The sequence below is a fragment of the Nitrosomonas limosa genome (genome assembly GCF_054188085.1).
Genome location: NZ_CM135180.1, coordinates 1,518,113 through 1,543,703 on the forward strand (window position 1 = coordinate 1,518,113; position 25,591 = coordinate 1,543,703).

Below are 25,591 nucleotides of genomic sequence, written 5' to 3' on the forward strand. Positions count from 1 at the left end.
AACATGAGCCGCATGCAATTTTATCCCCGCTTATTCTCCAGACTCACGCCGTATCGGAAACTATATTTGATGGCAGCTGGTTCGATGTTGCTCATAGCTGTCACGATCGCGGCGTTTCCGCTTCTGATCCAGCAATTGCTCGACAGTATTTTTATCACAAGAAACCCCACAGCATTGCAATCGACGACTCTGATCGTAATTGGGCTGTTCGCGATTCACACCGCGGCTGTTTACTTTAAACTTTCTTCAATCGGGAAAATCAACAGTGTCCTAGCAGATGATTTGCGCATGGGTGTTATCGACAAGTTGCTCGCACTGCCCGTCAACCGGTGTTTGCAGTTTTTCAAGAACAATCAGATCAATCAGTTGATTGCTCATATTCATCAAGTATCCACAAACGTAATTCACCACTTTGCGCAATCACTCCAAGATTGCCTGATAATTTTTGGATTGATTGTATGCACGTTGTATCTGAATCAGGAATTTACGATTCTGCTGCTAATGATTGCACCGCTACTCGCATTGATTTGCCGGTTAGCTGCTTATCCCGGTCAATCCAATCAGAAAAATTCATCGGCCATTGAAGGTTTATTACAGCATTTGTATCAAGCTTTTGAGCATCATAGAACAATCCGGCTGGATGGCGGTTTAAAGCAGGAATGCGAGCGTCTGGGAAAGATTTCCACAAAAATTCAACTCGATGAAACGCAGCGGACAAAACTGAGCGCCATGGCCACTGCGTTCTCGCAAGCAATCGCAGCACTGATTATCATCGCTGCAGGCTACGCCGTAGCGTTTCAGGCCATTAACGCCACGATGAATTTAGCGGAAATTGGTGCGCTTGTTTGCGCCACACTGCTACTGATATCACCCGCCCAACGCATTTTAAAGATACCCAGACAACTGGAATATCATCAAAAACCCTTAGAAGCCATTTTTGCATTTCTGGATCAGCCGCTTGAAACTGATACCGGTATTTTGAACATTCCGCAGTTCCACGGGAAATTGTCATTTGAACGCGTATGCTACGATGACGAAGCCGAATCAAAACCCATCCTGAGTCATATCAATTTCGCCATTAAGCCAGGGGAAACGGTTGTTTTCAAAGGCTACTCCGCTAGCGAAAAAACTGCATTGATTGATCTGATTCTCCGCTTGCAGCAGCCAGTCAGCGGTAACATTTGGCTGGATGACCATCCGGTGGAACAAATTAAGCTCGATAACCTGTATGCCAATATTGCTTTGGTATCCACGGAAGCTTATTTATTGGACGATAAAATCGCCGGTAATATCGCGTATGGTATGAAGCACTGCAGCAACGAAGCACTCATTACCGCTGCAGCCCAAGCTTCTGGCGCGATGGAATTCATCCGTCACTTGCCCGCTGGATTGCAAACTCAAATGGATTTACAAGGAAGTGAATTAACCCGGCAGCAGTTGCTGCAACTTGCCATCGCCCGGGCATTCGTCAAAAACGCCCCGATTTTGATCCTGGATGAGATATTTGCAATAACCGATCACGATAGCGGAAAATCCCTTTCCGTCCTGGAAAGACTGATGGAGAATCGCACGACACTGATCTTCACGCAACAATTTCCGCAACAACTCAAGAAAATTGACCGGATCATCGTTTTGGAAAATGGAAGTATTACTAAAAATTTGAGAACTATGGATAGTTATCAATCGTAGTACTGCGCTGTTACTCTGACGCTGATTAATTCGGTGGATGGGATGCGGCAACCATGACCTAATAACAAGATAGACGAAGAAGCAAGTAGCACGCGATGAAGTGACTCGCTCGTATCGCCAATTTAATCAGCGTTTTCCTAAGGAAGCGCTGATTAATTCAACGAACGTGATGAAGGGCGAGGCGCACGGAACGCAACAACCGCGACATATCAATCTGATAGGCAAGGGAGTGAGTACCGCGCAACGAAGCAATTCGCTCGTGCAGTCAATTAATCAGCGCTTCCCTAAGATTCGATCTCCTTATGACTATATTCCGGCACCCAATTGATCAGTTGATCGCGAACCGCTTGATCATCAAGCACGGTAATTTTATTCAGCCATGCAATTAAATCTGCCAGCCATTGCGCATCCACCTGCCGCGCTTGGGCAATGCGCAGTTTTTGATGGAGTGTCGGGTAAGTATTTTCATTGGCAGCCAGCAGTTCCTCATGCAGTTTTTCACCGGGTCGCAAACCGGTATAAACTATACGGATATCGCCTTCCGCCAATCCGGATAAATGGATCAGGTCATTCGCCAGATCCACGATTCTGACCGGATCGCCCATATCCATCACAAAAATCTCTCCGCCGCCTTTGGTGCCTCCCATCAGCCCTGCTTGTAAAACCAGTTGCGCGGCCTCAGGAATCGACATGAAATAGCGTGTCATCTCCGGATGCGTAATGGTAATCGGCCCGCCCTTGGCAATTTGCTCCTGGAATTTAGGGATGACGCTACCGGTACTTCCCAACACATTGCCAAAACGTACCATTACAAAACAGGTACGATGCGTCTGATTTGTCGCAATCGATTGCTGCAACGCCTGACACACCATCTCTGCCAGACGCTTGGTGGCCCCCATGACACTGACCGGGTTCACAGCTTTGTCGGTGGATACCAAAACAAATTTTTCGACACCAAAGCGGATCGCCACCTGCGCCAGCACATAAGTGCCCAACACATTATTGAGCAAAGCCTGGCAAGCATTTCCTTGTTCCATCAACGGCACGTGTTTATACGCAGCGGCGTGAAACACCACTGTCGGACGATATTGTTCGAATAATTGCATCATCCGCGCCCGATCTTTGATATCGCCGATCACAAACGACATCTTCATTTCCGGGTAACGCGCAGTAAATTCTTCCTGAATGCCGTACAACGCATATTCGTTGAGTTCAAGAAACACAATCCGGTCTGGCGCAAATGTCGCCAGTTGGCGGCATAGTTCAGAACCAATGGATCCTCCCGCGCCGGTTACCAGAACCACCTTTTCTGTCAGCAAGCCGTGCAGCCCTTCATCATCCAGAACCACTGGCGCCCGACCTAACAAATCATCCAATTGGATTTCGCGAATATTGGATACCGTTGCTTTCCCGCTGATCAAATCGGCATACGATGGCACCGTCATCGCCTTAACTCCTAGCTCGGAGCAGATCTCCAAAGCCTGCCGGTGAATCCGGCGGGAAACCGATGGTGTCGCGATAATCACATGTTCAACATTAAGTTTATGTATCCAATGCGGTAATTCATCAATCTTTCCCAGCACCCGGATACCCTGCAAACGGGTGCCATATTTTCTCGGATCATCATCCAGCATGCCAACGACATGCCATTCCCGGCTGCCGGTTAATGCTTTTACTAAATTAACCGCCGTGCTGCCTGCCCCGATGATTAACACCAGCTTAGCTTCAGGGCTTTCCAAACCGTATAAGCGGCGCTCTTTCCAGGCACGATAGATTAAGCGGCTACCGCCCATGATGAACATCAACAACAGGGGCGCGAGAACAATGACTGCCCCCGGAACTTTCGCCAGCGAACCGAATAACCCTAACAACAAGATCACGGCCGTAGAACCGGCCATCACCGCAATAAAAATTCTTTTCAAATCCGGCAGACTGGCATAACGCCAGAGCCCACGGTACAGTCCCAGCCACAAAAAGAAACCACCTTGAATCAGCACGACCCAGGGAATAGTTTCTAACAAAAAAAGTACCGAAGAGGTTGGGATTTGGAAGTTAAAGCGCAATAAATAAGCGAGCCACCAAGCTGCAGCGATCGCAATAAAATCATGCGTAAAAGCGATAAAAGTGCGAATTCCGTATCGGCCGACGAACATATTATCCCCGGTCAGAAAACGGTTTGAGACTCCGATCGGCAAACATCATTGCTGCCAAATAAATACCTCCCCACATCAGCATCACCCATTGTTGTACTGCCATGTCTTGTTCATTGATCCATATCGCACTGATGCCAGCAATCAGCATCAACGCATAAGCTGCCAGTGCGGTATTGCGATGACCGAAGCCGCTTTGCACCAAACGCTGATAATAATGCTCGCGGTGCGCTTGCCAAATTTTTTTTCCTTGCAATAGCCGTTTTGTCAGCGTCACTGTTGCATCCGCAATGAAAGGGGAAAAAATCAATAAGGGCACCCAGATCGTCCATAGCTGGCTCAACCATCCCAATATTCCGAACACTGCGGCCAGAAACCCCAGCGGAACCGAACCGGCATCGCCCATAAAAATCCGCGCCGGATGAAAATTATGCAACAAAAAAGCCATTGCAGCGGCGGCAATCGAGAAATTAATTATTGCGAAATTGTGATCGCCTGCCAGAAAAGCGATCAAACCATAATAACCGAACCCGATTACCGTCATCCCGCCTGCTAATCCATCCGAACCATCCATGAAATTATAAAGATTCGACATCCAGATTGTTGCGATTATCACACACAACACCGTTAACCAGTCATAAGCGCCCAATAAAAGTGAGATTGCAAACCAAACAGCCACAATCGCATGAATCAGCAACCGGCACCATACTGGCGCATGCCAGATGTCGTCAATCAATGATATGACCATCAGCAATGCCAAGCCCAGCAAAACAGTGGATGGCAAGCTTGCAGAAAAACAAAGCCATGCGGTCATCGCACCCAATAACAATCCGGCGCCGCCGATCCGGGGAACCGGAACTGTATGCAGCGAACGCGCATTCGGCTGATCCAGCACCCAGTTCGCTTTTCTTTTAATCAGCCAGAAAATGGAAAAATAAGATAAAAAAAACGCCAATAAAGGCGCTCCGACCATCGAAAAAGGAAAATCCAAAACCATAGTGTGCGGATTTATCCGTTATGAGTCAGTTAAAAACACAAACCACTTTCCCATCGCTGCCGACGGGAAAGTGGTATCAGAAAACAAATAGGGATTGCAACTAATCCAGTAGCATCCTAGAACATCGGTTTCGCCGCATAAGTCTTATGCGCAGCCGCTGCTGCAGCGCCACGTTCGACTTTCATGCCCATATCCGAGAGAATGGTTTCCAGCGCATTCAGACAGAAAATGACATTTTCGACGCGGCAGGATGTACCCATCAAACCAAAACGCCATACTTTTCCGGCAAAATCGCCCAGACCCGCACCGATTTCAAGGTTGTAATCCTCCAATAAACGGCGGCGCACTTCTTTTTCATCCACGCCGGCAGGCACATAAACCGAATTTAGTTGCGGCAAGCGGTATTCTTCCTTGACGACATAACTCATCCCCAAGGTCGCAAAACCGGCTTTCAATGCTTCGTAGTTATAACGATGACGCGCCCAAGAATGCTCAAGCCCTTCTTCGTACAACATCAGCAACGATTCATGCAAACCATACAAGGCATTGGTCGGCGCGGTATGATGATAAGTACGGGCCGCCGAACCCCAGTAATTCAGCAACAGGCTGATATCCATGAACCAGCTATGCACTTTGGTTTTGCGATTTTTAACCAATTCGGTCACGCGCTCGGAAAAGCTCACCGGCGACAATCCCGGTGGACAAGACAAACACTTCTGGCTGCCGGAATAAATCGCATCGATACCCCACTCGTCAACCTTGATCGGCGTGCCACCCAGCGAAGTCACGGTATCAACGATCGTCAGGCAATTATATTTGCGTGCAATTTCGCACAGGGTTTTAGCGTCGGATTGCGCACCAGTCGAGGTTTCCGCGTGAACAAACGCCACAATCTTGGCATCCGGATTTTTCTTCAAGGCATCTTCGACTTTCTGCGGATCGACCGGTTCGCCCCATTTATCGTCCACCACCACGGCCACACCGCCATGACGTTCAACGTTCTCGATCATACGGCCGCCAAACACACCGTTGCGGCAAACGATCACTTTATCGCCAGGTTCGATAGTATTGACGAAGCACATTTCCATCCCCACCGAACCCGGGCCAGATACCGGGAAAGTCATGCGGTTTTTGGTTTGGAAGGCATAGCGCATCAATCCCTTAATCTCTTCCATCATCTCGGTAAAAACAGGATCCAAGTGACCCAAGGTCGGGCGCGCCATAGCGTTCAACACGCGCGGATGGGTATCCGACGGTCCTGGTCCCATCAACACGCGTTGCGGAGGATAAAAAACAGTGGCTTTCTTTTCAGGGCGAAAATCTTCGGTATTCATGAACAATCCTAAGTGAGTAATTTTAGTTTGATAAATTTTGTAAAAAGTTGAATTCTAACAATTGAAGCGTGAGTTTACTATAATCCGGGGAGCACTCAATAAATTATCCTTATGGATAAGTTAAGGACTTCTCATAACACCCTGAAGCGTTGATAATTATTCTGAAAAGCGTTGTGCTATCAATCATCGCCCCGTAATCCACCGAAAAACAATCCCAGTCATATCGCGGCAATGGTTGACCGGAAGGCTTCAAAACGTTAACATGCGCAACTCACCAATTCCCCGATAGCTCAGTCGGTAGAGCGACGGACTGTTAATCCGCAGGTCCCTGGTTCGAGCCCAGGTCGGGGAGCCAAAATAAATAATAAGTTACATAACAAAAAGAAACTGACGATAAATATTAGTAGACCTATAGTAGGCTGATCAGACAATTCAAATACCAGTCAAATGTAATTTATAACACTTCGTAGCGTTCATTCTATTACAAAGTATAGTTTAGATATTCAAGATCACCAAAAACAGTGCAGTCTTTATTTCTCGAAACCAGAGAATAAAGAGCAGTAGTAGGTAAGATCTGGGATGGCACAGAATGATTGACCGTCTTGGTCAACACATTACACCAATCCTCTGTTTCCTAATCTCACTTGAAAAAACAAGACAATTTCAACAGCTAATTGCTACATAGCCAAAAATAACCTCCTGTCGTGATAATCACAGCAATGAATAACATTTTGGCAGTGATTTAGCTACCGTGGGTCTGGCAGTAAAATATGATGGAATGTAGGGATGAAATTATTAAATTTAAAGATCAAAAGTCTCAGTTAGCAAAAAGCTTTAACCACGAGAACGCTGTTGTGCCCCCCAAATCCAAAGGCATTGCTAATGGCAACATTCACGGGCATTTCACGTGCAGTGTTGGGCACATAGTCCAGATCACATTCTGGATCATGCTCTAGGTAATTAATGGTGGGCGGAATAACGGAGTCGCGAATCGCCATCACGGCAAAGATCAATTCCAATGCACTGGTGGCACCCATCATATGGCCTGTCATGCTCTTAGTGGAACTGACCGGTGTTTGGAAAGCATGGTTCCCAAGAGCAAGCTTGAGTGCATTTGTTTCCATAGCATCATTCATCTTGGTTCCTGTGCCGTGAGCATTCACATAATTTACTTGATCAGCATTGATCTGGGCATCTTTTAAGGCAGTTTTTATTGCTTGGGCCGCGCCCTTACCACTTTCTGAGGGACTGGTGATGTGATGGGCATCGCTCGTCGCGCTGTAACCTGCAAGTTCCGCGAGTATGCATGCATCGCGAGATTGAGCATGCGCCAGAGTTTCCAGCACCAATACTGCTGCACCTTCGCCAATCACTAACCCATCCCGCTGGCGGCAGAAGGGTGAAGGTGTAGCAGAACTACGACTACTCAGCAATCCCATGCGCCCGAAGGAAGCGATGGAAACGGAGTGTAGCGAAGCCTCTGCACCGCCGACCAATACTACATCACATATCCCGGCACGCAGCAACATAAGGCCATAGCCAATCGCATCTGCGGATGATGCACATGCGCTGCACACTGCCGCACTTGGCCCCGTGATGCCATACTTCATGCTTACCAGAGCGGAAGCTCCGTTTGGCATAATCTTCGAAATTGCCCGAGGACTGCATGCGCGCTGTCCTTTCACCTGTACGGTAAGGAGTTCTTCTTCAAAGGTCTGATAGCCTCCACTGCATGCCGAGATAATCACACCCACCCTGTCAGCATTAGCTTCAGTGATCATTAAACTGGAAGACTCCATTGCCTCCGCAGCTGCAGCTAGCGCTAAGTGTTGGTAACGATCCTGCTGCTTTACCTCTTTCTTTGACATCACCTTCGCAGGATCAAAATTCTTCACCTCACAGACTGGAATGCAAGGTATGTTCGGAAGCACAGATTGAGTGAGCGGCCCAAGCCCTGACCGCCCAGCCAAAGCAGCAATCCAAGTCGAGTGCACCCCGATACCGAGAGGACTCACAGCCCCAATCCCGGTAATGACAACAGGCTTATTCATGAGGTGGAATCAGTATCTTGAGCTTCTGAATAATGAAAACTAACGATACTTAGTCTCATTAAACCCCAAACTCTCCATGGAGAGTCTTCAGGAGGCATCAAGTCACAGACCTCTTGATAAGTTGTCGGTGGATTCTGAACACCGCCATAGGAATGGTGATAGGCCCTTAAATATAATCTTGCACGTGCTTGCTCGGAGGCGCACAGAACATGCCGTACTAAATGAGAGCGAGCAACTTTTTCCGTGTAAAGGAAAAGCCCAAGCGTGATACCCGGCCTACGTGTTCCAGGTTGCAGCGCCACTCCTCCATAATCCGCACAATCAGATCCTACGATAAATCCTTTGGGCAAGTGATGTCGATAGTCAGGTAAAGCTTTGTCAATTGGCAAAGATGCACACCGAGAGGCTAGCACTAAGCGTGCACCACCAAATATTAATCCATTTTTGCGAGCGATAATGATAATCCCATCCTTATCAGCTGCGCAGGTGCTAGCATCAGGTGAACCACGTTTAGCAGCATAGGCCGATTTACGGATTCGGATATACTCTCTTCGATCTGCCTCAGTTTCTGCCACTCCGTACTCAATCTCTTCATTCATGTTTTATGCTCCAGTGTATTTACCCAATGTCCTCACTGTAAAAAAATAGGGAATCACATTGACACAATGTGATCGACGAGTATTCCAAGGGGGATTTTGCTTTCAGAATCATTGGATATTGCTAACCTGTTATGCGGCGATGCCAGATATTTTCTGCAATTCCTTACGATAGCGGCGGAGTTGCGAGCCAGTTTCGATATTGGTACCAAACAAGTTCGACAGATTGCGCAATATGGTGCGCACCACACGTTCTTCACACTCCTTATCGAACATAATTTGATTGTCTAACCAATGATCCAGCCAATTTGGATTCGGTAGCTTACTTTGCACAGTGTCATTGGGAAACAAATTCTTATTCACGTGTAAATTTGTTGGATGCATTGCCTTGGTGTTTCTTTTACTAAACATTAGTACACCAATTTTTGCGAAGGCCAATTTGGCTTCCGCATCATTATGTTTAATAGCACGTTTCATATATTGGAGATAGGCGCTTGCGTGACGCGCCTCGTCGCGCGATAAGAATTCGTAAATTTGTTTGATTACAGGTTCGGTGTGCCATTTCGACGCGTGTTGATACCATTGGGTCAGGCGCATTTCACCGCAGAAATGCAGCATTAAAGTTTCCAGCGGTGGAGCTGGATCGAATTGGAAGCGCACCGCATGCAATTCTTTCTCTGTCGGAGCCAGATCGGGACGAAAACGGCGCAAGTATTCCATTAAAACCAGAGAGTGCTTTTGCTCCTCGTAAAACCAAACCGATATGAAGGCAGAGAAGTCATCGTCATGCAGGTTGTCACGTAAAAACATTTCCGTTGCAGGAAGGGCAGACCACTCAGTGATGGCGTTCATTTTGATGGTGAATGCTTGCTCATTAGAAAGCAGATTAGCATCGAAGTTACCCCAATCTATATCATTATTAAGGTTCCAGCGTGATTTTTCCAAAGACTTGAAAAGATCAAAGTAAAGCATTGTCTATAGTGAGGCCCTTGACATATTTTTTCTCAAAATCATCATGATTTTGTTAATTTAGATGTACAAAATTAATTGTGCTAATGCTGCGGCCTGATTTTATGACAAAATCTGCGCAAAGAACACATCCGATTGGAATATACCTAACTCTGACAATTATAGCTTACACAAAGAATGTGCGTAAAATGAAACAGCTTCTTTTCCTGGGAGTAATGATGCTACTTGCTGCTTGTGATCAAGCAGCGCAACCTTCACAATCGCCACGCCCGGCTTTGATTATGGTTGTAGGCAATCAAACAACGATACAACCTATTATCTTAGTTGGAGAGGTACGCTCGCGTTATGAAAGCACTCAAGGTTTTCGACTAGGCGGAAAGATTACTGAGCGTTTGGTTGAAGTCGGTTCAATCGTTAAAAAAGGGCAATTACTAGCAAAACTGGATAGCGTTGACACAGTATTGAGCAAACAGGCAGCGCAAGCACAAGTTCGTGCTGCTGAAGCCGATTTGGATGTGGCACGCACTGAGCTTGATCGACAAAAAAAACTATTCCAAAGTAACTTCATTTCAGATCAAGCTGTAGCAGTTTATGAGGCTCGATACAAAGTAGCTTTATCCCGTTTGAATCAGTTTAAGGCACAAGCTACAGTGGTTAGTAATCAGTCAAAGTATACAAATCTGATAGCTGAGCGTGACGGTGTGATTACTGAAATTCATGCTGAACCTGGCCAAGTTGTTGAACCTGGTGATGTAGTTGCCCGGATTTCCTCTCCTAGTCATAAAGAAGTTGCTGTTGTAGTACCTGAGTCCAGGATGGGCGAAATTGAAATTGACTCAATTGCTAACATTCGTTTATGGTCTGATCCTCAAACAGTCTACCAAGGTAAAGTTCGTCAAATATCCCCTGTAGCAGACCAAGTCACTCGTACGTTTCAAATTAGAATTACATTGTTTGATCCGGGAAAGCGAGTGCAATTCGGGATGACTGCAGAAGTTAGGTTAGGCAATCAACAAGAAGACAGTAAATTTTTATTGCCATCACCCGCAGCTACTCAATATAACAATACAAATGTAGTGTGGATAGTTGATCAACAAAGTGGCCAAGTAAATCCTAGAGAAGTAGTTATCGATACTTTTAGAGAAGATGGTGTAACAATTAGGGAAGGCTTGGAGGAGGGAGATTGGGTCGTTGTGGCGGGTGTGCAAAAACTAATACCAGGTCAAGTTGTAAGACCAGCCTTAATTAAGAATTTACCGTGAGAAAATTTAATCTTTCAACTTGGGCGATACAACATCCCTCACTGATGCTCTACGCCATGATCATGCTTACGCTGATTGGTGTTCTATCGTATGGCAAGCTTGGACAATCGGAAGATCCCCCTTTTACTTTCAAGATTATGATTGTGCGCACCCATTGGCCAGGCGCTAGTGCTCATGAAATAGAACAACAAGTAACCGACAAACTGGAAAAAAAATTGCAAGAAGTTCCATGGCTAGATAATTTGCGAAGTTTCTCACGGCCTGGTGAATCTGTAATTTACGTTGTTGCTAAAGATTACACTCCTCCTTCTGAAATCCCTACCGTTTGGTATCAAGCTCGAAAAAAAATTGAGGATATCAAACACACATTGCCTCATGGTGTTGAAGGCCCTTTTTTTAATGATGAGTTTGGCGATGTTTATGGCAATTTATATGCCTTGACAGGCGATGGGTATGATTTTGCTGAACTTAAACGTCAAGCTGAGGCTGTGCGTGGCGTATTATTGCGTATAACAGATGTTGCTAAAGTCGATTTCTTTGGGGAGCAGAAGCAGAGGATTTATATAAACTTTTCTAATGCAAAATTAGCAACCTTAGGTATTGATAAAGAAATTTTTCTTAAGACACTGGTAGGGCAGAATCTGATAACCAGTGGGGGGTTTTTTGAGTCTTCAGAAGAACGAATTCGTATTGCTATTTCTGGTCGTTATGATCAGGTAGAGCAAATTCGTGATATTCGCTTGTACGCAAACAATCGCGAGTTCCGCCTGGGGGACTTGGCTAACGTCAACCGCGGCTTTGAAGATCCTCCAAATAACCCAATACGCTACAAAGGTGAAAATACGCTACTAATTGGTGTAGCAATGCAAAACAAAGGGGATATCGTCAAACTAGGTAATAATCTTGATTTGGCGATTGTCAACATACAAAAACAACTTCCAGTAGGACTAGAATTACATGCCATTTCTTCGCAACACAGGGCCGTTCAACAATCCATCCAAGAATTTATCAGATCTTTAGCTGAAGCAATAGTAATCGTGTTACTGGTTAGCCTAATGTCGTTAGGGTTTCGAACAGGAATTGTGGTAGCTATCGCCATACCAATTGTGCTTGCGATCACTTTCTGGTTTATGTATCTATTGAACGTGGGACTACAAAAAGTTTCTCTTGGTGCGTTAATTCTGGCATTGGGATTATTAGTTGATGATGCGATTATCGCAGCAGAAATGATGGCTTCTAAAATGGAAGAAGGTTGGGAGCGTGCTCGCGCAGCAGCCTATGCTTTTACATCCACTGCAATGCCCATGCTAAGCGGCACACTTGTCACTGCAGCAGGCTTTTTGCCTATCGCAACTGCTGCTTCATCCACCGGTGAATATACTTATTCGATGTTTCAAGTGATTGTGATTGCATTATTGGTTTCATGGATTGTAGCGGTTGTTTTTGTGCCTTATTTGGGCAACCACTTGCTACCTGATTATGGTGGCAAAAATAATCAAGCAGAATACAAGAAAAATAGATTGACAGATATTCTGCCAAAATTCAAAAAACGATTGAATATACAAAAAGATCAAATTATTTATTACACACCTTTTTACCGATTCTTCCGCAGAGTAGTTATTGCGTGCGTGACTTTCCGGTGGGTAGTAATTATTACGACGATTATATTATTTACTGTCTCTTTATTTAGTTTCGGATTGATTGAGAAGCAATTCTTCCCTGATTCTACCCGCCCAGAGCTATTGGTTAATTTGTATTTGGCTGAAGGCTCCTCTTATGCAGCAACAGATAATGAAGTCAGAAAGTTAGAAGATTGGCTTAGTAAGCAACAAAATATTGAAAATTATGTGGCATACATTGGTAATGGTAGTCCGCGATTTTACTTGCCTATTGTTCAACAATTACCGAGACGCAGTTTTGCAGAAATAGTAATCCTAACGCCCAATATTCAGCAACGGGAAGAGTTACGTGGTCAACTAATTAAATTATTTGAGGAAGATTTTATTAGCTTACGTGCAAGTGTTCTAAGGCTTGAAAACGGGCCGCCTGTTGGTTTCCCGGTGCAATTTCGTGTATCTGGCCATGAACATAATCAGATACGCGAAATTTCCCACCAAGTGGCGGATATTATGCGTAATAACCAGAATCTTTCCAATGTGCAACTTGATTGGGATGAGCTTACTAAGGTAATTCGGATCAACATCAATCAATCCAAAGCGCGTTTATTAGGAATTAGTTCCAATGACATAGCGAATATTGTCAATGGAGCGCTACAAGGTTTATATGTTACTGAATTTCGTGAAGGAGTTGAGCAGATTGATGTGTAGTAATCGCGACCTGATCTGACAGCCCCCCCGATTTGACGATGTGCCTGTTAGATCAAATTCAGTTATTCAATGCGGTGATTTTATCGTTCCATACCTCCTTTGCGTCAATTAAAGTTTGCATTGGCGTGCGTCCGCAGCACATCTTTCCTTGGTGAGTACGCGAACTGTTGTAATACGCCATCCATTCATCCAGATCGTGTTGTAACTCCTCGATCGAGTGGTAGATCTTGCGCCGGAATGCCACTTGGTAGAATTCCTGCAAGATGGTTTTGTGGAAACGCTCGCAAATACCGTTGGTCTGAGGATGATTGGCTTTCGTTTTGGTATGCTCAATCTCGCTCAGTGCCAGATAGAGCTGGTAATCGTGACTCTCCGGTCTGCCGCAATATTCGGTGCCACGGTCGGTCAGGATGCGGATGACGCCCATACCTTGCTCAGCGAAGAACGGCAGTACCCGGTCATTGAGCAAATCAGCCGCTGTGATTGGTGTCTTGGTGGTATACAACTTGGCGGCCGCCCATTTGGAATAGGTGTCGACGAAGGTTTGCTGGTATATCCGCCCCACACCCTTGAGGGTGCCGACATAAAACGTGTCCTGGCTACCGAGATAGCCAGGATGAGCGGTCTCGATCTCACCATGGGCCACATCATCGTCCTGTTTTTTCTCTAGCGCCTGCACCTGCGCCTCAGTCAGCACCGTTCCGGTCTCGGCGACATGCTTTTCCAAAGCCGACAAACGCTTTTTGAACGACTCCAGATTCTGGCGCAGCCACACCGAACGAACACCAGACGGAGAAACAAAGATTCCGCGTTTGCGCAGTTCATTGGAAACTCGGACTTGACCAAAAGCCGGTTGCTCCAGGGCGAAAGCAGTGACCGCCACCTCCGTCGCTTCTTCTACACGGTTCTTGATGTTGGGCTTGCGTCGATTCGCATCGATCAGCGCTTCAACGCCCCCTGCTTCTACCGCTGCTTGATAGCGATAGAAAGTATCGCGGGAAAAACCCATCACCTTACAGGCGCGGGATACATTGCCAAGTTCGGCTGCCAAATTAAGCAGACCAATCTTGTGTTTGATGACTTTCTGTTGAACACTACTCATGGGATTACTCCTTTTCGCTTTCGCGTTTGGTTGATAAAGTTTCGCACCTCTATCAAACCGGGTAATCCCACCTCTTGGCAAGACCCTGCTGTCAGATCAAGTCTGAATTACTACAATTGATGTAATGATACGGGGTACTGAGAATGAAAGGAAGCATATATCATATCTTGAGAACCTGATGATTCCAAATCCAACTGGACAAAGTGTTCCGTTATCGCAAATTGCTAGCCTAGCTTATGATTTTGAGGAAGGTGTCATTTTGCGGCGAAATCGAGTACCTACAATTACGGTAAGAGCAAATGTCTATGGAAAAATCCAGGCACCTACAGTATCAAATCAAATCGAAAAACAGCTTATTGATCTCAAACGTAACCTTCCAATGGGATATTGGATTGAAGCTGGGGGCGCGGCAGAAGAATCAATTAAAGGCAGCCAATCAATTGCAGCAGGGATACCATTATTAATATTTAGCGTACTATTGATCCGGCCAGATTAAGTTTGAAGTTTCAAGCGGCATATTTGACCCTCGGATCTTGAAAGAAGCTTTTGACCCGTTCGGGTGATTGTTCAAGTTTAACCATGTGTTCGGTGGCAGCGAGTTTGAGTTTGGCCTTGGTGCGCACCGGCACTTTCGTCCCGATGGCATGCTTGAGGTCGGCATTGAGGCGTTCCTCCGGATTCAGTTCCGGGCTATAGCTGGGCAGGTAGAACAGCTCGATTTTGTCTTGTCGTTCAGCGACCCATGCCTTGACCTGTTTGCTGTGATGAACCCGCAGATTGTCGAGAATCAAGAATACCTTCTTCCCGGCATCCTTGATCAGCGCTTCGAGGAATTCGATCAGCCTGTCGGCGTTGAAGGCCTCGTCGATGATCATCCAGCGTGTTTTGCCCTGATTCGTCACTGCGGCAATCATCGATAGCTTCTGTCGCGCACCACCAGTCGCGTAGGTGACTGGCGTCTTGCCTGCCGGAGCATAGCAACGACCGCGCACATCGGTATTGACCAAGGCAGTTTCATCGCCCCAGTGAATCTCGCCGCCTTCCGCCTTGGCGCGCTTCTCAATTTCCGGGTATTGCTCGTTGAGCCAGGCTTGTACGGCTTCAGGCCGCTGCTCATAGGCCTTCTTGATCGGCTTCTGGGGAGTGAAACCCCAACGTGACAGATAGTTGCCTACGCCGCGCACCGACAGCTTGATGCTGTACTCCCTCTCTATCAGTTGCATGACCGCCGCCCGATTCCACAGCGCAAATTCCATCTTCAGTTGCTCCGGGCGCTTGTCACAAATGATCTTGCGGATGGCTTGTTCCTGTTCCTCTGTCAGTGCCCGCCCTTGACCAGCACGCTTGCCTCGCATCCCTGGCTTCAGGGCGGAAAATCCGCCTTCTTCATACCGATCTATCGCAAACCGAACTGTCGGATACGAAAGCCCACTGAGCTCAACAATTTGCATCACGCCGTAGCCCTTGCGATGCAACCGCACCACTTGCTTGCGCCGTTCATGCAGTTGCTCCAGCGTCGAATATCTTGCGTCGTCTTTTTCCATTTCAACAAGATGGGGGGCGATTCATAAATTTCAAGTATTATTGTGCCGAGTCAATAACTATATTAATGATTCAGTTACAAAGCTTTTCACGTGTATTGTTAGTTATATTAACAGCACCATTAGGTTTAATTGGCGTAGCCCTTTTTCTACTGTTATTTAATCAACCGCTTGGTTTTGTTGCAATGCTAGGAACAATTGCATTGTCTGGAATGATAATGAGAAACTCAGTAATATTAATCGATCAGATTGATCAGGATAGGAAAGCTGGGAGATCTTGTCGTGTTGCAATTATTGAATCAACCGTTCGACGCTTTCGTCCTATAGTACTTACATCTGCAGCCACAGCATTAGCTATGGTGCCACTTTCTCAAAGTACTTTCTTTGGGCCAATGGCTATTGCGGTCATGGGCGGATTAACCATTGCAACCTTACTGACTTTAATACTCTTGCCTGCAATGTATGCTGCATGGTTTAAAGTTTGAGTGATTTATTACTCAGTTGCTTTTTGGGCTGTCAATAGGGCACATCACAATTCGTACAGTTATTAACAGAACTCCAAGGCGGCTGCGCCGCAAATGCGGCCTCGTGGTCGCTGCCGCTCCCACTCGGGCGCTTTGCGGCTTGCCGCTCAATTGATTCTATATCGACTGTAATTTTTTGAATCTGCCATTGATGCAATCGTGTTGGTAGTTGGATTGTGTCGGTTTCAACACCGTAGATTTTCTTGCCTATCGGATCACCGTACTTGCCTCGTTCTTTTGAGTCGATTTTCATCAATTTGATCGGGTTGTCTTTGCGGTTGGCTGTGACGCCGCCCATCAACTGAATGAATTGCCACCAGTGACCCTGATCAGCGGCTTCCTGCGCTTGTTGCAGAATACCTTCGGGTGCATCGTGGATTCTTCGGAGTTCCCGCCAAATGCTAACCGGTGCGCCGCCGATCTGTTGGAATTGCCGAATACCCCAAGTCGATGCCCAAGCTTCTACCCGTTCTGCTGCTTCCTGTATCGGGCTGCCGTCGATATCTTGTTCAAGGCCGTGGCCGTCGATGTTTTTTGAAATGTATTTGGCGATGTAGCCTACTGCCGAGCCTTTACTTTTATCGATAGGAATTGCTTTGAAGCGGTGTTGCTGTGCGCCGGGTTCATCGCCATCGGTTTGCAAGGCATAATGCCGCATGATTTCTCTGACTTTCTCAGTTTGTTCGGACGGCATGAATAGCAATAAGTGCCAATGCGGTGTGCCGTCGTGTTGCGGCTCGGCAATACGGAAACCGTACACAGGAAAATTGTCGCGTTTGAGTTTTGCGCGGATTCGTGACCAGATTTTATTCAGATACTTTTGCGCTTGCTTGGGCGTTGTGCCGTCGTATTTGAGATTGTGCTCGCCGCTGCCGGATAGTCTTGCATGCATGCGGGAAGGGCAGGTGATGGTATAGAATTCACCGACGTGACCCAGTTCTTTGGCGATGAATTCAAAACCAAAAATGCGCACCATCAACTCGCTGCGCCGGATGCGGGGATTGGCCATGCCTAGTTCTGCCAATTCGCTCAGCGTATAGCACTGGCCAAGTTCGTTGGTTGCCAATAAACCATCGAGGATACGACGAACGCGTTTTTTCTGATCCCTGCGCCGACTGAGGGTTTCATCGCTGACATAGCGGCTGGCGCGTTGATGCACCAACCCCAGACGAATGGCGTCTTGCTCCAGTTTTTGCGCATGAACTTTGCGTAATTGCTGTAACCACCAGATTTCATCGGTTAGGCGGGTATAGATACCACGAGTTGAGATATTCGGATTATCCCGTGACGGCAAACTGATCTCGTATTTTTTCGCTCGTTTCAGCATACTCGAAACAGCGTATTCCAGATCTTGGTAAATGCGGTTGATTTGCTGCATTTCCTTGACGATGTTTCTCGCTAAATCTCTCAGATCGCCATCGCTGGCATTGAGGGGAATGCCATTTCTACTAATTTCCCCGTAAGCCTCCAGCAAGCCAAGGTTAGCTTGCTGTCTGCCGTCGAAGATATACGTCTCTTTGTAGTCATCAGCAACGATTCCGGCGAATCGCTTCGGCAATTGCCGGAATATCGGCGCGCGCCAGCGTTTGTCGTTACTGTCGGGTTCATCGAGTAAACTTAATATGCCTTCGGCGATGCGTTCACCGAGACTGAGTAGTAGTTCCTGGCTATCATGTACTGACGTGTGCATACACACACCTCAGTACTGGCTGGTTGAATAATGCGTGCACGATTCAATATAGGCGAGCAGATCGCTATGGCGATAGCGAACTGCCCGGCTGCCTACTTTGATGAACGGCACCCGCGCTCCTGCCCAGCGGTCTCGTTCCAGGAATGCGACACTGACGCCTAAGATTTGCGCGGCTTGTTTAGTAGTGAGTAAAGAGTTTTGCATGATTGCCTCCGAAAGTTAGTTAAACTTGGAAGCACTTTGCGGCAAGTAAGGAACCAATAAAAGATGCTAAAAAAGTAGATAGGTATCTATTTTTTTAAGAAGGTTTTTTTTATAATCTATTGATTATTTTCTTCTTCCACCTCTTCTTGCGTAATCAGAAGCATAGTCTTTCGCCCATTTCTGAAATGAATCGGGAGAAAAAACAGAGGGGTTTCCGTATTTTTGCATGATTGAATGATTATAAATTTGGTCATATGACTGATTCGGATTTTCTTCCCATAGTTTTTTGGCTAATTCAAGGCAACCTGTTATTTTTCTGCGTCGGTCAGTCAGTTCATCATGCCAATTTTTATTTTCGTCTTCAGTCTCGGCTGTTTGACCTGTAACTGTTATTTGATTCTGCATCCAACATGGCGGTGGCGCAAGCAATGCTACTTTTTCGCACCAAGTAATGACTTCATTTCGCTTGACGTAAAGATTGTCCAAGTAATCCTTGCTGAATTTGTTATGCATGAGCCATCGGTAAAATTTTATGATGTGCCAGATATCAAAAATTGGCGAGAAGAAAAAATCATCCATAAAGATTCGGCAGCCCTTCCATCGCCCGGTAATTTCCTTGCTGCCAATTGCCCGGATCAGGCGGTCAATCGCAAGCCTCAGCTCCGGTGAGATTGCGGCTGGATCGGTTTGATCAGATTTGACACCGGCCCAATCATGCGCCAATTGCCAAATAGATTTGAAATCGGGATTATTTTCTACATGCATGACAGACCATCCTATGAGAAATAATCTCATTTGACGGCTTAATAATTTCTTTGCTTGAGAATATCTGAAATACTATAGGGAGTACCCCAATCTGCCAGCCTTGACAGACTGCCGCCGCCCGAAGGCTGTTTTTGTATGAAGGATTGCGATTTTGTGATTTAGCTTGGAAGAGGTAAATTCGCTTTTGCGTGAAACTGACAAGAATCTAAGGACGAAAAAGCTTCAATCCCTCTTTGGTATTGTCTTGGGCGGCGGCAGTCTGTCAAGGGCAAGCCGCTTCGCGGTGGCAATGGGAAACTATGCAGCGATTTCCTTCAGAACATCGGGGCGGCGCTCAGCAATCGCAATCAATGTCTTGGCAGCGCCACTCGGCTGGCGGCGGCCTTGTTCCCATTCTTGCAATGTGCGCACCGATACACCCAGCAGTTTGGAAAATTCAGCTTGCGATAAGCCCGTTTTTTTACGTGCCGATATGACGGGCGACATAACAGCATGCACCTTTCCTGCTGTCATCTGGCGCACGGACTCCAGCAACTCGGCTTCTAAATCCCGGCTGTTTTCCCATGCTTCCAGTTCTTCATCGGTTAAAGGTTTTCTCGATTTCATGTTTCATTTCCTTCAAAGTTTTAGCGCTGATTGAATCCAGTTTGCTTTTTGCATAGATAAAAACCAAGCAAATCTGGCCATTTGCTAGGCGGTTAAAATAAATGACGCGCACACCGCCTGATTTCCCTGAACCTGAACGGTTCCAGCGTACTTTGCGCATACCGCCGGAACCTTTGACGATATCGCCCGCTTCCGGGTTTTCTGTGATGAACGTTATAAATTCATCATACGCTTGGTCTGTCCAGTATGAAGGCCACAAGCGTTCAAAGATTTCAGTTTCGACAATGGTAAACACAATTTAATTGTCCGTCAATGACGTATTATACATTGTTGCGTGATTTCATTTTTGGCAAATCGCTAACCGTTGCTGTCGGCTTATAACCAGCGCACTTGTGGATATAGTCGGTAATTTTCTGCATCGGGTCTCGCAACCGTTCCACATCAGCAATAATGTAACCGGCTGTGATGTCGTTGTTCATTTTGTGATTGGCTAACCGTTTGACGGCATAAGCGGATATATCAAGACTTTCGGCAATTGTCATGAAGGTACGGCGTAAATCGTGAATCGTAAATGTTACGCCGGATTCTTTAATAACCTTGGCCATTTGCTTGCGCTGCTCGGTAATATGTCCTTGCCCGTCTGATCGCTGAAAAACATAATCATTTACTGCATTAGCTTTTCTTTGCTGCAATAAATCGTAAAGAAAATCCGATAATGGCAAGGTATGATCCAAGTGATTCTTGGTATCGGTAACTTTCAAGGTTTTAGCTTGCAGATCGACATTATTCCAGGTCATGCTGGCGGCTTCCTCTCTTCTTAATCCGGTAAAAAGTACCAATAGCAAGTAATCCCGTATGGTTTCACGGTTTTGGCTCTTGATATCGTTCTTCAAATTCATGACAGCTTGGAACCAGGGCTTTAGTTCATGAGGTTTGATCACCGTTTGACGGCGCTCGACCCGATACCAGGCACGGGTTTGCGATAAGCGCTTGACAGGATTATCCTGAATCAATGCTTGTCCTTTACTATCTTCATATTGTCCGGCGGCAAAGTTAAAGAGCGCACGCAAAAAACGCATGGTCAGGTTGGATTGCGCTTGGCTATTTTGTCCCAGTTCGGCATGCCGTTTGGCAATCATGTCTTTAGTGATGTCAGCAATCGCTTTATTATTCCAATCTACCAGATAAGTATTCATGATGCGTTTATAATCATAAATAGTGCGCGGCTTAAGCGCTTTCCGGGCAACCAGAAAATCCTGGAATACATGCTGCAAAGTCATGTTTCGGGTTTTCTGTTCTCGTGTTTGATCATTGGGATTGATGCCTTTCGACATCAGGAGCAGCAATTCTCTCGCTTGGTTTCGCGCTTGTTCAGCCGTATAGATGCCATGCTTGCCAATACTTACTCGAACGGTTTTACCGTTTACTTTGCTCTCAGCAATATAAACCTTGCTAGTAGCGCCAACACGCACACCAAAACCTTTTATTTCACTATCACGGTAAAAAGCCTGTCCGTTTTCTGGAAAAGGAATCGAATCGATAAATGTTTTTGTGAGCTTCTGCGGCATTTTGATCTCCAGTCTACTAACTCCGCCTTCAGAGTCTATTATTCAAATTAGTAGACCCATAGTAGACCAGAAAATTAAAATGGCGTCAAAACTAAAGTGGAAAATTCAAACTGCAATCCCTTATAAATATTTATATTAAACATTATATTATAGTTATATTAAAACAATTTAATGCTTATTAAAGTAAAATAAAATTTTTGCAAAAAGTGAATATTATAGAACTGTTAATCCGCAGGTCCCTGGTTCGAGCCCAGGTCGGGGAGCCAATTAGAATCAAAACTAAATGCAGGTGCTTTTTACTTCTTCCACTGCCTAAGCAAGCGCAGAATAACAAAGGAAAGGGGAATCAGTTTCGTTGAACAACGGAGCGTACGAAGAAAGCCGCTAATTCTCAAGCTTTTTTCAAGGTTTTACTTTGCATGTACATCTAGTCTTTGCGGCGCAAGCCGATACCCCATCGCATTCATGATTGCATTGATACTTTCAAATCTCGGGTTACCATTTTCCGATAAAGCTTTTTGTATACCGTTCCGCGATATCCCTGTTTCCTGAGATAGCACAGTAACGCCTTTGACACGTGCGATCATGCGCAATTGAGCGAGCAATGCGGCAGTGCACCCATCTTTTGCATATTCCTCAAAAGCTATGGTGAGGTATTCATCGATTTCGTCGGGATGATTGCGATAATATGTTTCCTCACTTTCATCCAATGTTTTGTAAGTTCGTTCTTTAGCCATGATCTTTATAATCCTTCCAGTATTCCTTGGCGTTTTTAATATCTTGGTTCTGGCTGTCTTTATCACCGCCACACAATAGAATCACAATATTGTCAGCATCTTCACTGAAATAAACCCGGTAGCCAGGACCAAAAAACATTCGGAGCTCTAAAATACCCTCTCCTACCGAATGGCAATCGCCATAAAGACCTTCAGCCAGCCGCCGGATACGCGCTCTGATCCGCTGCTGGCTCTTTTTGTCTTTTAAGTTATCTATCCAATTGCGATAAGGCTCATGGCCATTTTCATCTGCATAGATAATGATTTGCATTGTTTGTACTGCTTGGATCAATTTTTTATACTTTATCTTATCTATGACAAATGGTGCATACTGAATTATGCATCTTTTCAAAAGAATATCAAATCAAGACTAAACAAAATTCCAGCGCCAAATTATTACTGATAGATAGCATTATTGTGGAATAACCATCCGTCCGCATGAATTCCTGCAGGGTCGCGATGTGTCCAATGAACCACACCACCTTTGTCATTCCATTCATATTCACCGGAAAATTCAATTTGGTCATGCAAGGCTAATTCATCAATCCTTGGCGCTAAATCGATGTTGTGAGAAATTAATAACGTCTGCCCGGATTTTAGTTCGATGATAAATCTTTGGTGACGATCTCCGTAGAGGTCATCCGTTAATAAGGAAATCACAGTTCCAGCACCATGAACCTGAACATTGCTTTGGCCTTCGGCAAATAACGCGGCCAATAATTCATCCCCATCCGGTTCTAACGCAACAAAATCAGAAATTACACCGGCCTTTAACAATCCATTGAAAACATGGCCATATACATAGACATCAAAACCTTGGGTCCCGATATAAATATCGGTATCGGGATAATACCGCGCCAAATAACCATTTACGGCGATGGTTTTTATTCCAGTGGAGTTGAAAAATTGTGGATAGGATTTTTCGGCAAAATCAAATAACTTATTACTATTTGCTAAAAAATTTTCTGCAGATGATATCGCTGGAATTAATAACCAAAAAAGTAAAATAAATTTCATAACGAAATATCAATCCCCAAAAAATGACTTTTCTTGCTCTCCCAAGAAATCAAATCAATATTAAATTTTTGAAAAAGCTACAGGACACAAATCGCTAAAGTGTTAATTACGACATGAATCTAATATTTCTAAATGAATTGACACAACAGCTTCGCTCTTGTGTATGAAAAATAACAGACTGGCTATGCCAGACTGTTTGGGCGAGTTAGTTCAGATCGAATGAGGATTGTTTGAGAAGTAAATCAGAAATGATCCTGAATGTGGATCAATAAAAGATACTTAAAACGTGACAAATCTGACGATTATTGGCGAGTGTTGGCGAGCACTGACGGGAGTAATATTAATTAAAACAGTGTGTTATAATACCTGTTAATCCGCAGGTCCCTGGTTCGAGCCCAGGTCGGGGAGCCACCTATTTCGCAGCCTTTTCAGATACACCCGCATCACCTGCATTCATAACGTGACAGCGGAATAACGTTGCTGTCCTCGGCTGACTCGATTCGGGAAGCCGCAAATCGTGAAACCGAATTTTGTTTTAATCATCGCCATGATAATCTCTATCTTCTGATTCTCAAATCATTACGTTAAAACCCACTTTAACTTCCTAGAACCATTTTATAAACCCTAAGCAATATGAAAAACCAACTATTGACTCGGCACAATAATACTTGAAATTTATGAATCGCCCCCCATCTTGTTGAAATGGAAAAAGACGACGCAAGATATTCGACGCTGGAGCAACTGCATGAACGGCGCAAGCAAGTGGTGCGGTTGCATCGCAAGGGCTACGGCGTGATGCAAATTGTTGAGCTCAGTGGGCTTTCGTATCCGACAGTTCGGTTTGCGATAGATCGGTATGAAGAAGGCGGATTTTCCGCCCTGAAGCCAGGGATGCGAGGCAAGCGTGCTGGTCAAGGGCGGGCACTGACAGAGGAACAGGAACAAGCCATCCGCAAGATCATTTGTGACAAGCGCCCGGAGCAACTGAAGATGGAATTTGCGCTGTGGAATCGGGCGGCGGTCATGCAACTGATAGAGAGGGAGTACAGCATCAAGCTGTCGGTGCGCGGCGTAGGCAACTATCTGTCACGTTGGGGTTTCACTCCCCAGAAGCCGATCAAGAAGGCCTATGAGCAGCGGCCTGAAGCCGTACAAGCCTGGCTCAACGAGCAATACCCGGAAATTGAGAAGCGCGCCAAGGCGGAAGGCGGCGAGATTCACTGGGGCGATGAAACTGCCTTGGTCAATACCGATGTGCGCGGTCGTTGCTATGCTCCGGCAGGCAAGACGCCAGTCACCTACGCGACTGGTGGTGCGCGACAGAAGCTATCGATGATTGCCGCAGTGACGAATCAGGGCAAAACACGCTGGATGATCATCGACGAGGCCTTCAACGCCGACAGGCTGATCGAATTCCTCGAAGCGCTGATCAAGGATGCCGGGAAGAAGGTATTCTTGATTCTCGACAATCTGCGGGTTCATCACAGCAAACAGGTCAAGGCATGGGTCGCTGAACGACAAGACAAAATCGAGCTGTTCTACCTGCCCAGCTATAGCCCGGAACTGAATCCGGAGGAACGCCTCAATGCCGACCTCAAGCATGCCATCGGGACGAAAGTGCCGGTGCGCACCAAGGCCAAACTCAAACTCGCTGCCACCGAACACATGGTTAAACTTGAACAATCACCCGAACGGGTCAAAAGCTTCTTTCAAGATCCGAGGGTCAAATATGCCGCTTGAAACTTCAAACTTAATCTGGCCGGATCAATAAGACAATTCGCAGTGATGGGATTGGGCAGGTTCGGTTCGGCAGCTTCACTAGAACTGATGCGATTTGGTCATTCAGTTATTGGAATTGACATTGACGCAAAAATTGTCAATAAGCTGGCGGATCAATTGACTCTCGCAGCAATAGCAGATGCTACCGATGAGAATGCTCTTAAAGATTTAAATATCGCCAATTGCGATGCAGCAATCGTGGCCATTGGTGAAAGTTTAGAAGCCAGCATACTTTGTGTGCTGCTGCTAAAAAATATGGGTATTAATGAGATTTGGGCCAAAGCTTCTTCAAAACCGCACCACACTATACTCTCAAGAATTGGGATTTCTCGCATTGTGCATCCTGAAGAGGAAATGGGTATGAAAGTCGCACAATCACTTAATTACCCAATGGTTAATCATTACATGCCCATCGGCTTTAATTTATATGTAGTTGAGATAAAAATAACGGAGAAATGTCACAATATTGCTATCAAGGACTTATTAAAAGATGTGCGTAACCCTATCGATCCATTACTAGTTCGAAGAAAAACAGAAATTATAAAATCCATTGGACCCGATTTTATTTTGGAATTGAATGATTCTCTAGTGCTATCCGGTTCACTCGATGCTCTTGCCTCAATTGCTCCAAGGTTATAGCCATA

At 45.7% G+C, this 25,591-nt stretch carries 23 protein-coding genes, 1 tRNA gene and 2 pseudogenes; 9 read left to right on the forward strand and 17 right to left on the reverse strand.

Going from position 1 to position 25,591, the window contains the following annotated elements:
• Positions 1 to 69: 69 nt before the first annotated feature.
• A complete protein-coding gene (locus tag ACV7NC_RS06910) occupies positions 70 to 1,689 on the forward strand; it encodes an ABC transporter transmembrane domain-containing protein (RefSeq protein WP_458154782.1) in 1,620 nt (539 codons plus the stop codon).
• Between the two features lie 284 nt (positions 1,690 to 1,973).
• Here the strand turns inward: ACV7NC_RS06910 and ACV7NC_RS06915 are convergent, their stop codons facing one another.
• The 3 genes from ACV7NC_RS06915 to ACV7NC_RS06925 all read right to left on the reverse strand — a co-directional run bounded on the left by ACV7NC_RS06915 (position 1,974) and on the right by ACV7NC_RS06925 (position 6,170).
• Positions 1,974 to 3,842, reverse strand: coding sequence for a polysaccharide biosynthesis protein (locus tag ACV7NC_RS06915; protein ID WP_458154783.1), 1,869 nt, complete (start codon positions 3,840 to 3,842; stop codon positions 1,974 to 1,976).
• 1 nt (position 3,843) lies between these two features.
• Entirely contained in the window at positions 3,844 to 4,836 is a 993-nt protein-coding gene (locus ACV7NC_RS06920; RefSeq protein ID WP_458154784.1) for an MraY family glycosyltransferase, read from the reverse strand.
• Positions 4,837 to 4,952: 116 nt separating this feature from the next.
• Positions 4,953 to 6,170 (reverse strand): pyridoxal-phosphate-dependent aminotransferase family protein, encoded by a 1,218-nt coding sequence (locus ACV7NC_RS06925; RefSeq protein WP_458154785.1) that lies wholly within the window; start codon positions 6,168 to 6,170, stop codon positions 4,953 to 4,955.
• Positions 6,171 to 6,449: 279 nt separating this feature from the next.
• Here ACV7NC_RS06925 and ACV7NC_RS06930 point away from each other — a divergent pair.
• Positions 6,450 to 6,525: transfer RNA gene (locus tag ACV7NC_RS06930), tRNA-Asn, on the forward strand.
• 219 nt (positions 6,526 to 6,744) lie between these two features.
• Positions 6,745 to 6,855, forward strand: a pseudogene (locus ACV7NC_RS06935) (IS1595 family transposase); the annotation flags it as partial.
• A 136-nt stretch (positions 6,856 to 6,991) separates the two neighbouring features.
• On the opposite strand, the gene ACV7NC_RS06940 reads toward ACV7NC_RS06935, so the two are convergent.
• From ACV7NC_RS06940 to ACV7NC_RS06950, 3 genes are all read right to left on the reverse strand, one after another.
• On the reverse strand, positions 6,992 to 8,221 hold the full coding sequence (locus tag ACV7NC_RS06940) for a beta-ketoacyl-[acyl-carrier-protein] synthase family protein (RefSeq protein ID WP_458154787.1): 1,230 nt from the start codon (positions 8,219 to 8,221) through the stop codon (positions 6,992 to 6,994).
• Complete coding sequence (locus tag ACV7NC_RS06945) at positions 8,218 to 8,820, reverse strand: N-acyl amino acid synthase FeeM domain-containing protein (protein WP_458154788.1); 603 nt, start codon at positions 8,818 to 8,820, stop codon at positions 8,218 to 8,220. The genes ACV7NC_RS06940 and ACV7NC_RS06945 overlap by 4 nt, the downstream gene beginning before the upstream one ends.
• A 129-nt stretch (positions 8,821 to 8,949) precedes the next feature.
• Complete coding sequence (locus tag ACV7NC_RS06950) at positions 8,950 to 9,789, reverse strand: ferritin-like domain-containing protein (RefSeq protein WP_458154789.1); 840 nt, start codon at positions 9,787 to 9,789, stop codon at positions 8,950 to 8,952.
• 185 nt (positions 9,790 to 9,974) lie between these two features.
• Here ACV7NC_RS06950 and ACV7NC_RS06955 point away from each other — a divergent pair, with 185 nt between their 5' ends.
• On the forward strand, positions 9,975 to 11,048 hold the full coding sequence (locus ACV7NC_RS06955; protein ID WP_458154790.1) for an efflux RND transporter periplasmic adaptor subunit: 1,074 nt from the start codon (positions 9,975 to 9,977) through the stop codon (positions 11,046 to 11,048).
• The gene (locus ACV7NC_RS06960; protein WP_458154791.1) at positions 11,045 to 13,375 is read left to right on the forward strand and encodes an efflux RND transporter permease subunit; all 2,331 of its coding nucleotides are present in this window, start codon (positions 11,045 to 11,047) and stop codon (positions 13,373 to 13,375) included. The genes ACV7NC_RS06955 and ACV7NC_RS06960 overlap by 4 nt, the downstream gene beginning before the upstream one ends.
• A 58-nt stretch (positions 13,376 to 13,433) precedes the next feature.
• Here ACV7NC_RS06960 and ACV7NC_RS06965 read toward each other — a convergent pair whose 3' ends face one another.
• Entirely contained in the window at positions 13,434 to 14,477 is a 1,044-nt protein-coding gene (locus tag ACV7NC_RS06965) for an IS481 family transposase (protein WP_458152119.1), read from the reverse strand.
• A 124-nt stretch (positions 14,478 to 14,601) separates the two neighbouring features.
• On the opposite strand from ACV7NC_RS06965, the gene ACV7NC_RS06970 reads away from it, so the two are divergent.
• Positions 14,602 to 14,973, forward strand: a complete 372-nt coding sequence (locus ACV7NC_RS06970) for an efflux RND transporter permease subunit (RefSeq protein ID WP_458154792.1) — start codon at positions 14,602 to 14,604, stop codon at positions 14,971 to 14,973.
• Positions 14,974 to 14,983: 10 nt separating this feature from the next.
• Here the strand turns inward: ACV7NC_RS06970 and ACV7NC_RS06975 are convergent, their stop codons facing one another.
• Complete coding sequence (locus ACV7NC_RS06975) at positions 14,984 to 16,021, reverse strand: IS630 family transposase (RefSeq protein WP_458151853.1); 1,038 nt, start codon at positions 16,019 to 16,021, stop codon at positions 14,984 to 14,986.
• A 53-nt stretch (positions 16,022 to 16,074) separates the two neighbouring features.
• On the opposite strand from ACV7NC_RS06975, the pseudogene ACV7NC_RS06980 reads away from it, so the two are divergent.
• Positions 16,075 to 16,503, forward strand: a pseudogene (locus tag ACV7NC_RS06980) (efflux RND transporter permease subunit); the annotation flags it as partial.
• 31 nt (positions 16,504 to 16,534) lie between these two features.
• Here the strand turns inward: ACV7NC_RS06980 and ACV7NC_RS06985 are convergent.
• The 9 genes from ACV7NC_RS06985 to ACV7NC_RS07025 all read right to left on the reverse strand — a co-directional run bounded on the left by ACV7NC_RS06985 (position 16,535) and on the right by ACV7NC_RS07025 (position 23,168).
• On the reverse strand, positions 16,535 to 18,232 hold the full coding sequence (locus ACV7NC_RS06985; RefSeq protein WP_458154793.1) for a replication endonuclease: 1,698 nt from the start codon (positions 18,230 to 18,232) through the stop codon (positions 16,535 to 16,537).
• A gap of 9 nt (positions 18,233 to 18,241) precedes the next feature.
• Entirely contained in the window at positions 18,242 to 18,436 is a 195-nt protein-coding gene (locus ACV7NC_RS06990; protein WP_458154794.1) for a helix-turn-helix transcriptional regulator, read from the reverse strand.
• A 123-nt stretch (positions 18,437 to 18,559) separates the two neighbouring features.
• Positions 18,560 to 19,201: a hypothetical protein gene (locus tag ACV7NC_RS06995; RefSeq protein WP_458154795.1), complete on the reverse strand. Its 642-nt coding sequence runs from the start codon at positions 19,199 to 19,201 to the stop codon at positions 18,560 to 18,562.
• Positions 19,202 to 19,498: 297 nt separating this feature from the next.
• Positions 19,499 to 19,807: a helix-turn-helix domain-containing protein gene (locus ACV7NC_RS07000; protein ID WP_458154796.1), complete on the reverse strand. Its 309-nt coding sequence runs from the start codon at positions 19,805 to 19,807 to the stop codon at positions 19,499 to 19,501.
• Positions 19,779 to 20,102: a type II toxin-antitoxin system RelE/ParE family toxin gene (locus ACV7NC_RS07005; protein WP_458154797.1), complete on the reverse strand. Its 324-nt coding sequence runs from the start codon at positions 20,100 to 20,102 to the stop codon at positions 19,779 to 19,781. Before ACV7NC_RS07005 ends, ACV7NC_RS07000 begins: the two co-directional genes overlap by 29 nt.
• 25 nt (positions 20,103 to 20,127) lie before the next feature.
• Positions 20,128 to 21,375 carry a tyrosine-type recombinase/integrase gene (locus tag ACV7NC_RS07010; RefSeq protein WP_458154799.1) on the reverse strand — a complete coding sequence of 416 codons (1,248 nt, stop codon included), beginning with the start codon at positions 21,373 to 21,375 and terminating at the stop codon, positions 20,128 to 20,130.
• A gap of 410 nt (positions 21,376 to 21,785) precedes the next feature.
• A complete protein-coding gene (locus ACV7NC_RS07015; protein ID WP_307933243.1) occupies positions 21,786 to 22,112 on the reverse strand; it encodes an addiction module antidote protein in 327 nt (108 codons plus the stop codon).
• Positions 22,105 to 22,422, reverse strand: coding sequence for a type II toxin-antitoxin system RelE/ParE family toxin (locus ACV7NC_RS07020; RefSeq protein ID WP_458154801.1), 318 nt, complete (start codon positions 22,420 to 22,422; stop codon positions 22,105 to 22,107). The genes ACV7NC_RS07015 and ACV7NC_RS07020 overlap by 8 nt, the downstream gene beginning before the upstream one ends.
• 125 nt (positions 22,423 to 22,547) lie before the next feature.
• Complete coding sequence (locus ACV7NC_RS07025) at positions 22,548 to 23,168, reverse strand: DUF3465 domain-containing protein (RefSeq protein WP_458154802.1); 621 nt, start codon at positions 23,166 to 23,168, stop codon at positions 22,548 to 22,550.
• A 702-nt stretch (positions 23,169 to 23,870) separates the two neighbouring features.
• On the opposite strand from ACV7NC_RS07025, the gene ACV7NC_RS07030 reads away from it, so the two are divergent.
• Positions 23,871 to 24,908: an IS630 family transposase gene (locus tag ACV7NC_RS07030; RefSeq protein ID WP_458151853.1), complete on the forward strand. Its 1,038-nt coding sequence runs from the start codon at positions 23,871 to 23,873 to the stop codon at positions 24,906 to 24,908.
• A gap of 45 nt (positions 24,909 to 24,953) precedes the next feature.
• Positions 24,954 to 25,586, forward strand: coding sequence for a potassium channel family protein (locus ACV7NC_RS07035; protein WP_458154860.1), 633 nt, complete (start codon positions 24,954 to 24,956; stop codon positions 25,584 to 25,586).
• The last annotated feature ends 5 nt before the right edge of the window (positions 25,587 to 25,591 follow it).

Coding starts and splice junctions, on each gene's coding strand:
- ACV7NC_RS07010 (WP_458154799.1), bottom strand. CDS start 21,375: ATGCCGCAGAAGCTCACAAAAACATTTATCGATTCGATTCCTTTTCCA.
- ACV7NC_RS07000 (WP_458154796.1), bottom strand. CDS start 19,807: ATGAAATCGAGAAAACCTTTAACCGATGAAGAACTGGAAGCATGGGAA.
- ACV7NC_RS07035 (WP_458154860.1), top strand. CDS start 24,954: ATGGGATTGGGCAGGTTCGGTTCGGCAGCTTCACTAGAACTGATGCGA.
- ACV7NC_RS06950 (WP_458154789.1), bottom strand. CDS start 9,789: ATGCTTTACTTTGATCTTTTCAAGTCTTTGGAAAAATCACGCTGGAAC.
- ACV7NC_RS06945 (WP_458154788.1), bottom strand. CDS start 8,820: ATGAATGAAGAGATTGAGTACGGAGTGGCAGAAACTGAGGCAGATCGA.
- ACV7NC_RS06940 (WP_458154787.1), bottom strand. CDS start 8,221: ATGAATAAGCCTGTTGTCATTACCGGGATTGGGGCTGTGAGTCCTCTC.
- ACV7NC_RS06985 (WP_458154793.1), bottom strand. CDS start 18,232: ATGCACACGTCAGTACATGATAGCCAGGAACTACTACTCAGTCTCGGT.
- ACV7NC_RS06965 (WP_458152119.1), bottom strand. CDS start 14,477: ATGAGTAGTGTTCAACAGAAAGTCATCAAACACAAGATTGGTCTGCTT.
- ACV7NC_RS06990 (WP_458154794.1), bottom strand. CDS start 18,436: ATGCAAAACTCTTTACTCACTACTAAACAAGCCGCGCAAATCTTAGGC.
- ACV7NC_RS07025 (WP_458154802.1), bottom strand. CDS start 23,168: ATGAAATTTATTTTACTTTTTTGGTTATTAATTCCAGCGATATCATCT.
- ACV7NC_RS06925 (WP_458154785.1), bottom strand. CDS start 6,170: ATGAATACCGAAGATTTTCGCCCTGAAAAGAAAGCCACTGTTTTTTAT.
- ACV7NC_RS06975 (WP_458151853.1), bottom strand. CDS start 16,021: ATGGAAAAAGACGACGCAAGATATTCGACGCTGGAGCAACTGCATGAA.
- ACV7NC_RS06995 (WP_458154795.1), bottom strand. CDS start 19,201: ATGCATGTAGAAAATAATCCCGATTTCAAATCTATTTGGCAATTGGCG.
- ACV7NC_RS06915 (WP_458154783.1), bottom strand. CDS start 3,842: ATGTTCGTCGGCCGATACGGAATTCGCACTTTTATCGCTTTTACGCAT.
- ACV7NC_RS07015 (WP_307933243.1), bottom strand. CDS start 22,112: ATGGCTAAAGAACGAACTTACAAAACATTGGATGAAAGTGAGGAAACA.
- ACV7NC_RS06970 (WP_458154792.1), top strand. CDS start 14,602: ATGATACGGGGTACTGAGAATGAAAGGAAGCATATATCATATCTTGAG.
- ACV7NC_RS07020 (WP_458154801.1), bottom strand. CDS start 22,422: ATGCAAATCATTATCTATGCAGATGAAAATGGCCATGAGCCTTATCGC.
- ACV7NC_RS06920 (WP_458154784.1), bottom strand. CDS start 4,836: ATGGTTTTGGATTTTCCTTTTTCGATGGTCGGAGCGCCTTTATTGGCG.
- ACV7NC_RS06910 (WP_458154782.1), top strand. CDS start 70: ATGGCAGCTGGTTCGATGTTGCTCATAGCTGTCACGATCGCGGCGTTT.
- ACV7NC_RS06955 (WP_458154790.1), top strand. CDS start 9,975: ATGAAACAGCTTCTTTTCCTGGGAGTAATGATGCTACTTGCTGCTTGT.
- ACV7NC_RS07030 (WP_458151853.1), top strand. CDS start 23,871: ATGGAAAAAGACGACGCAAGATATTCGACGCTGGAGCAACTGCATGAA.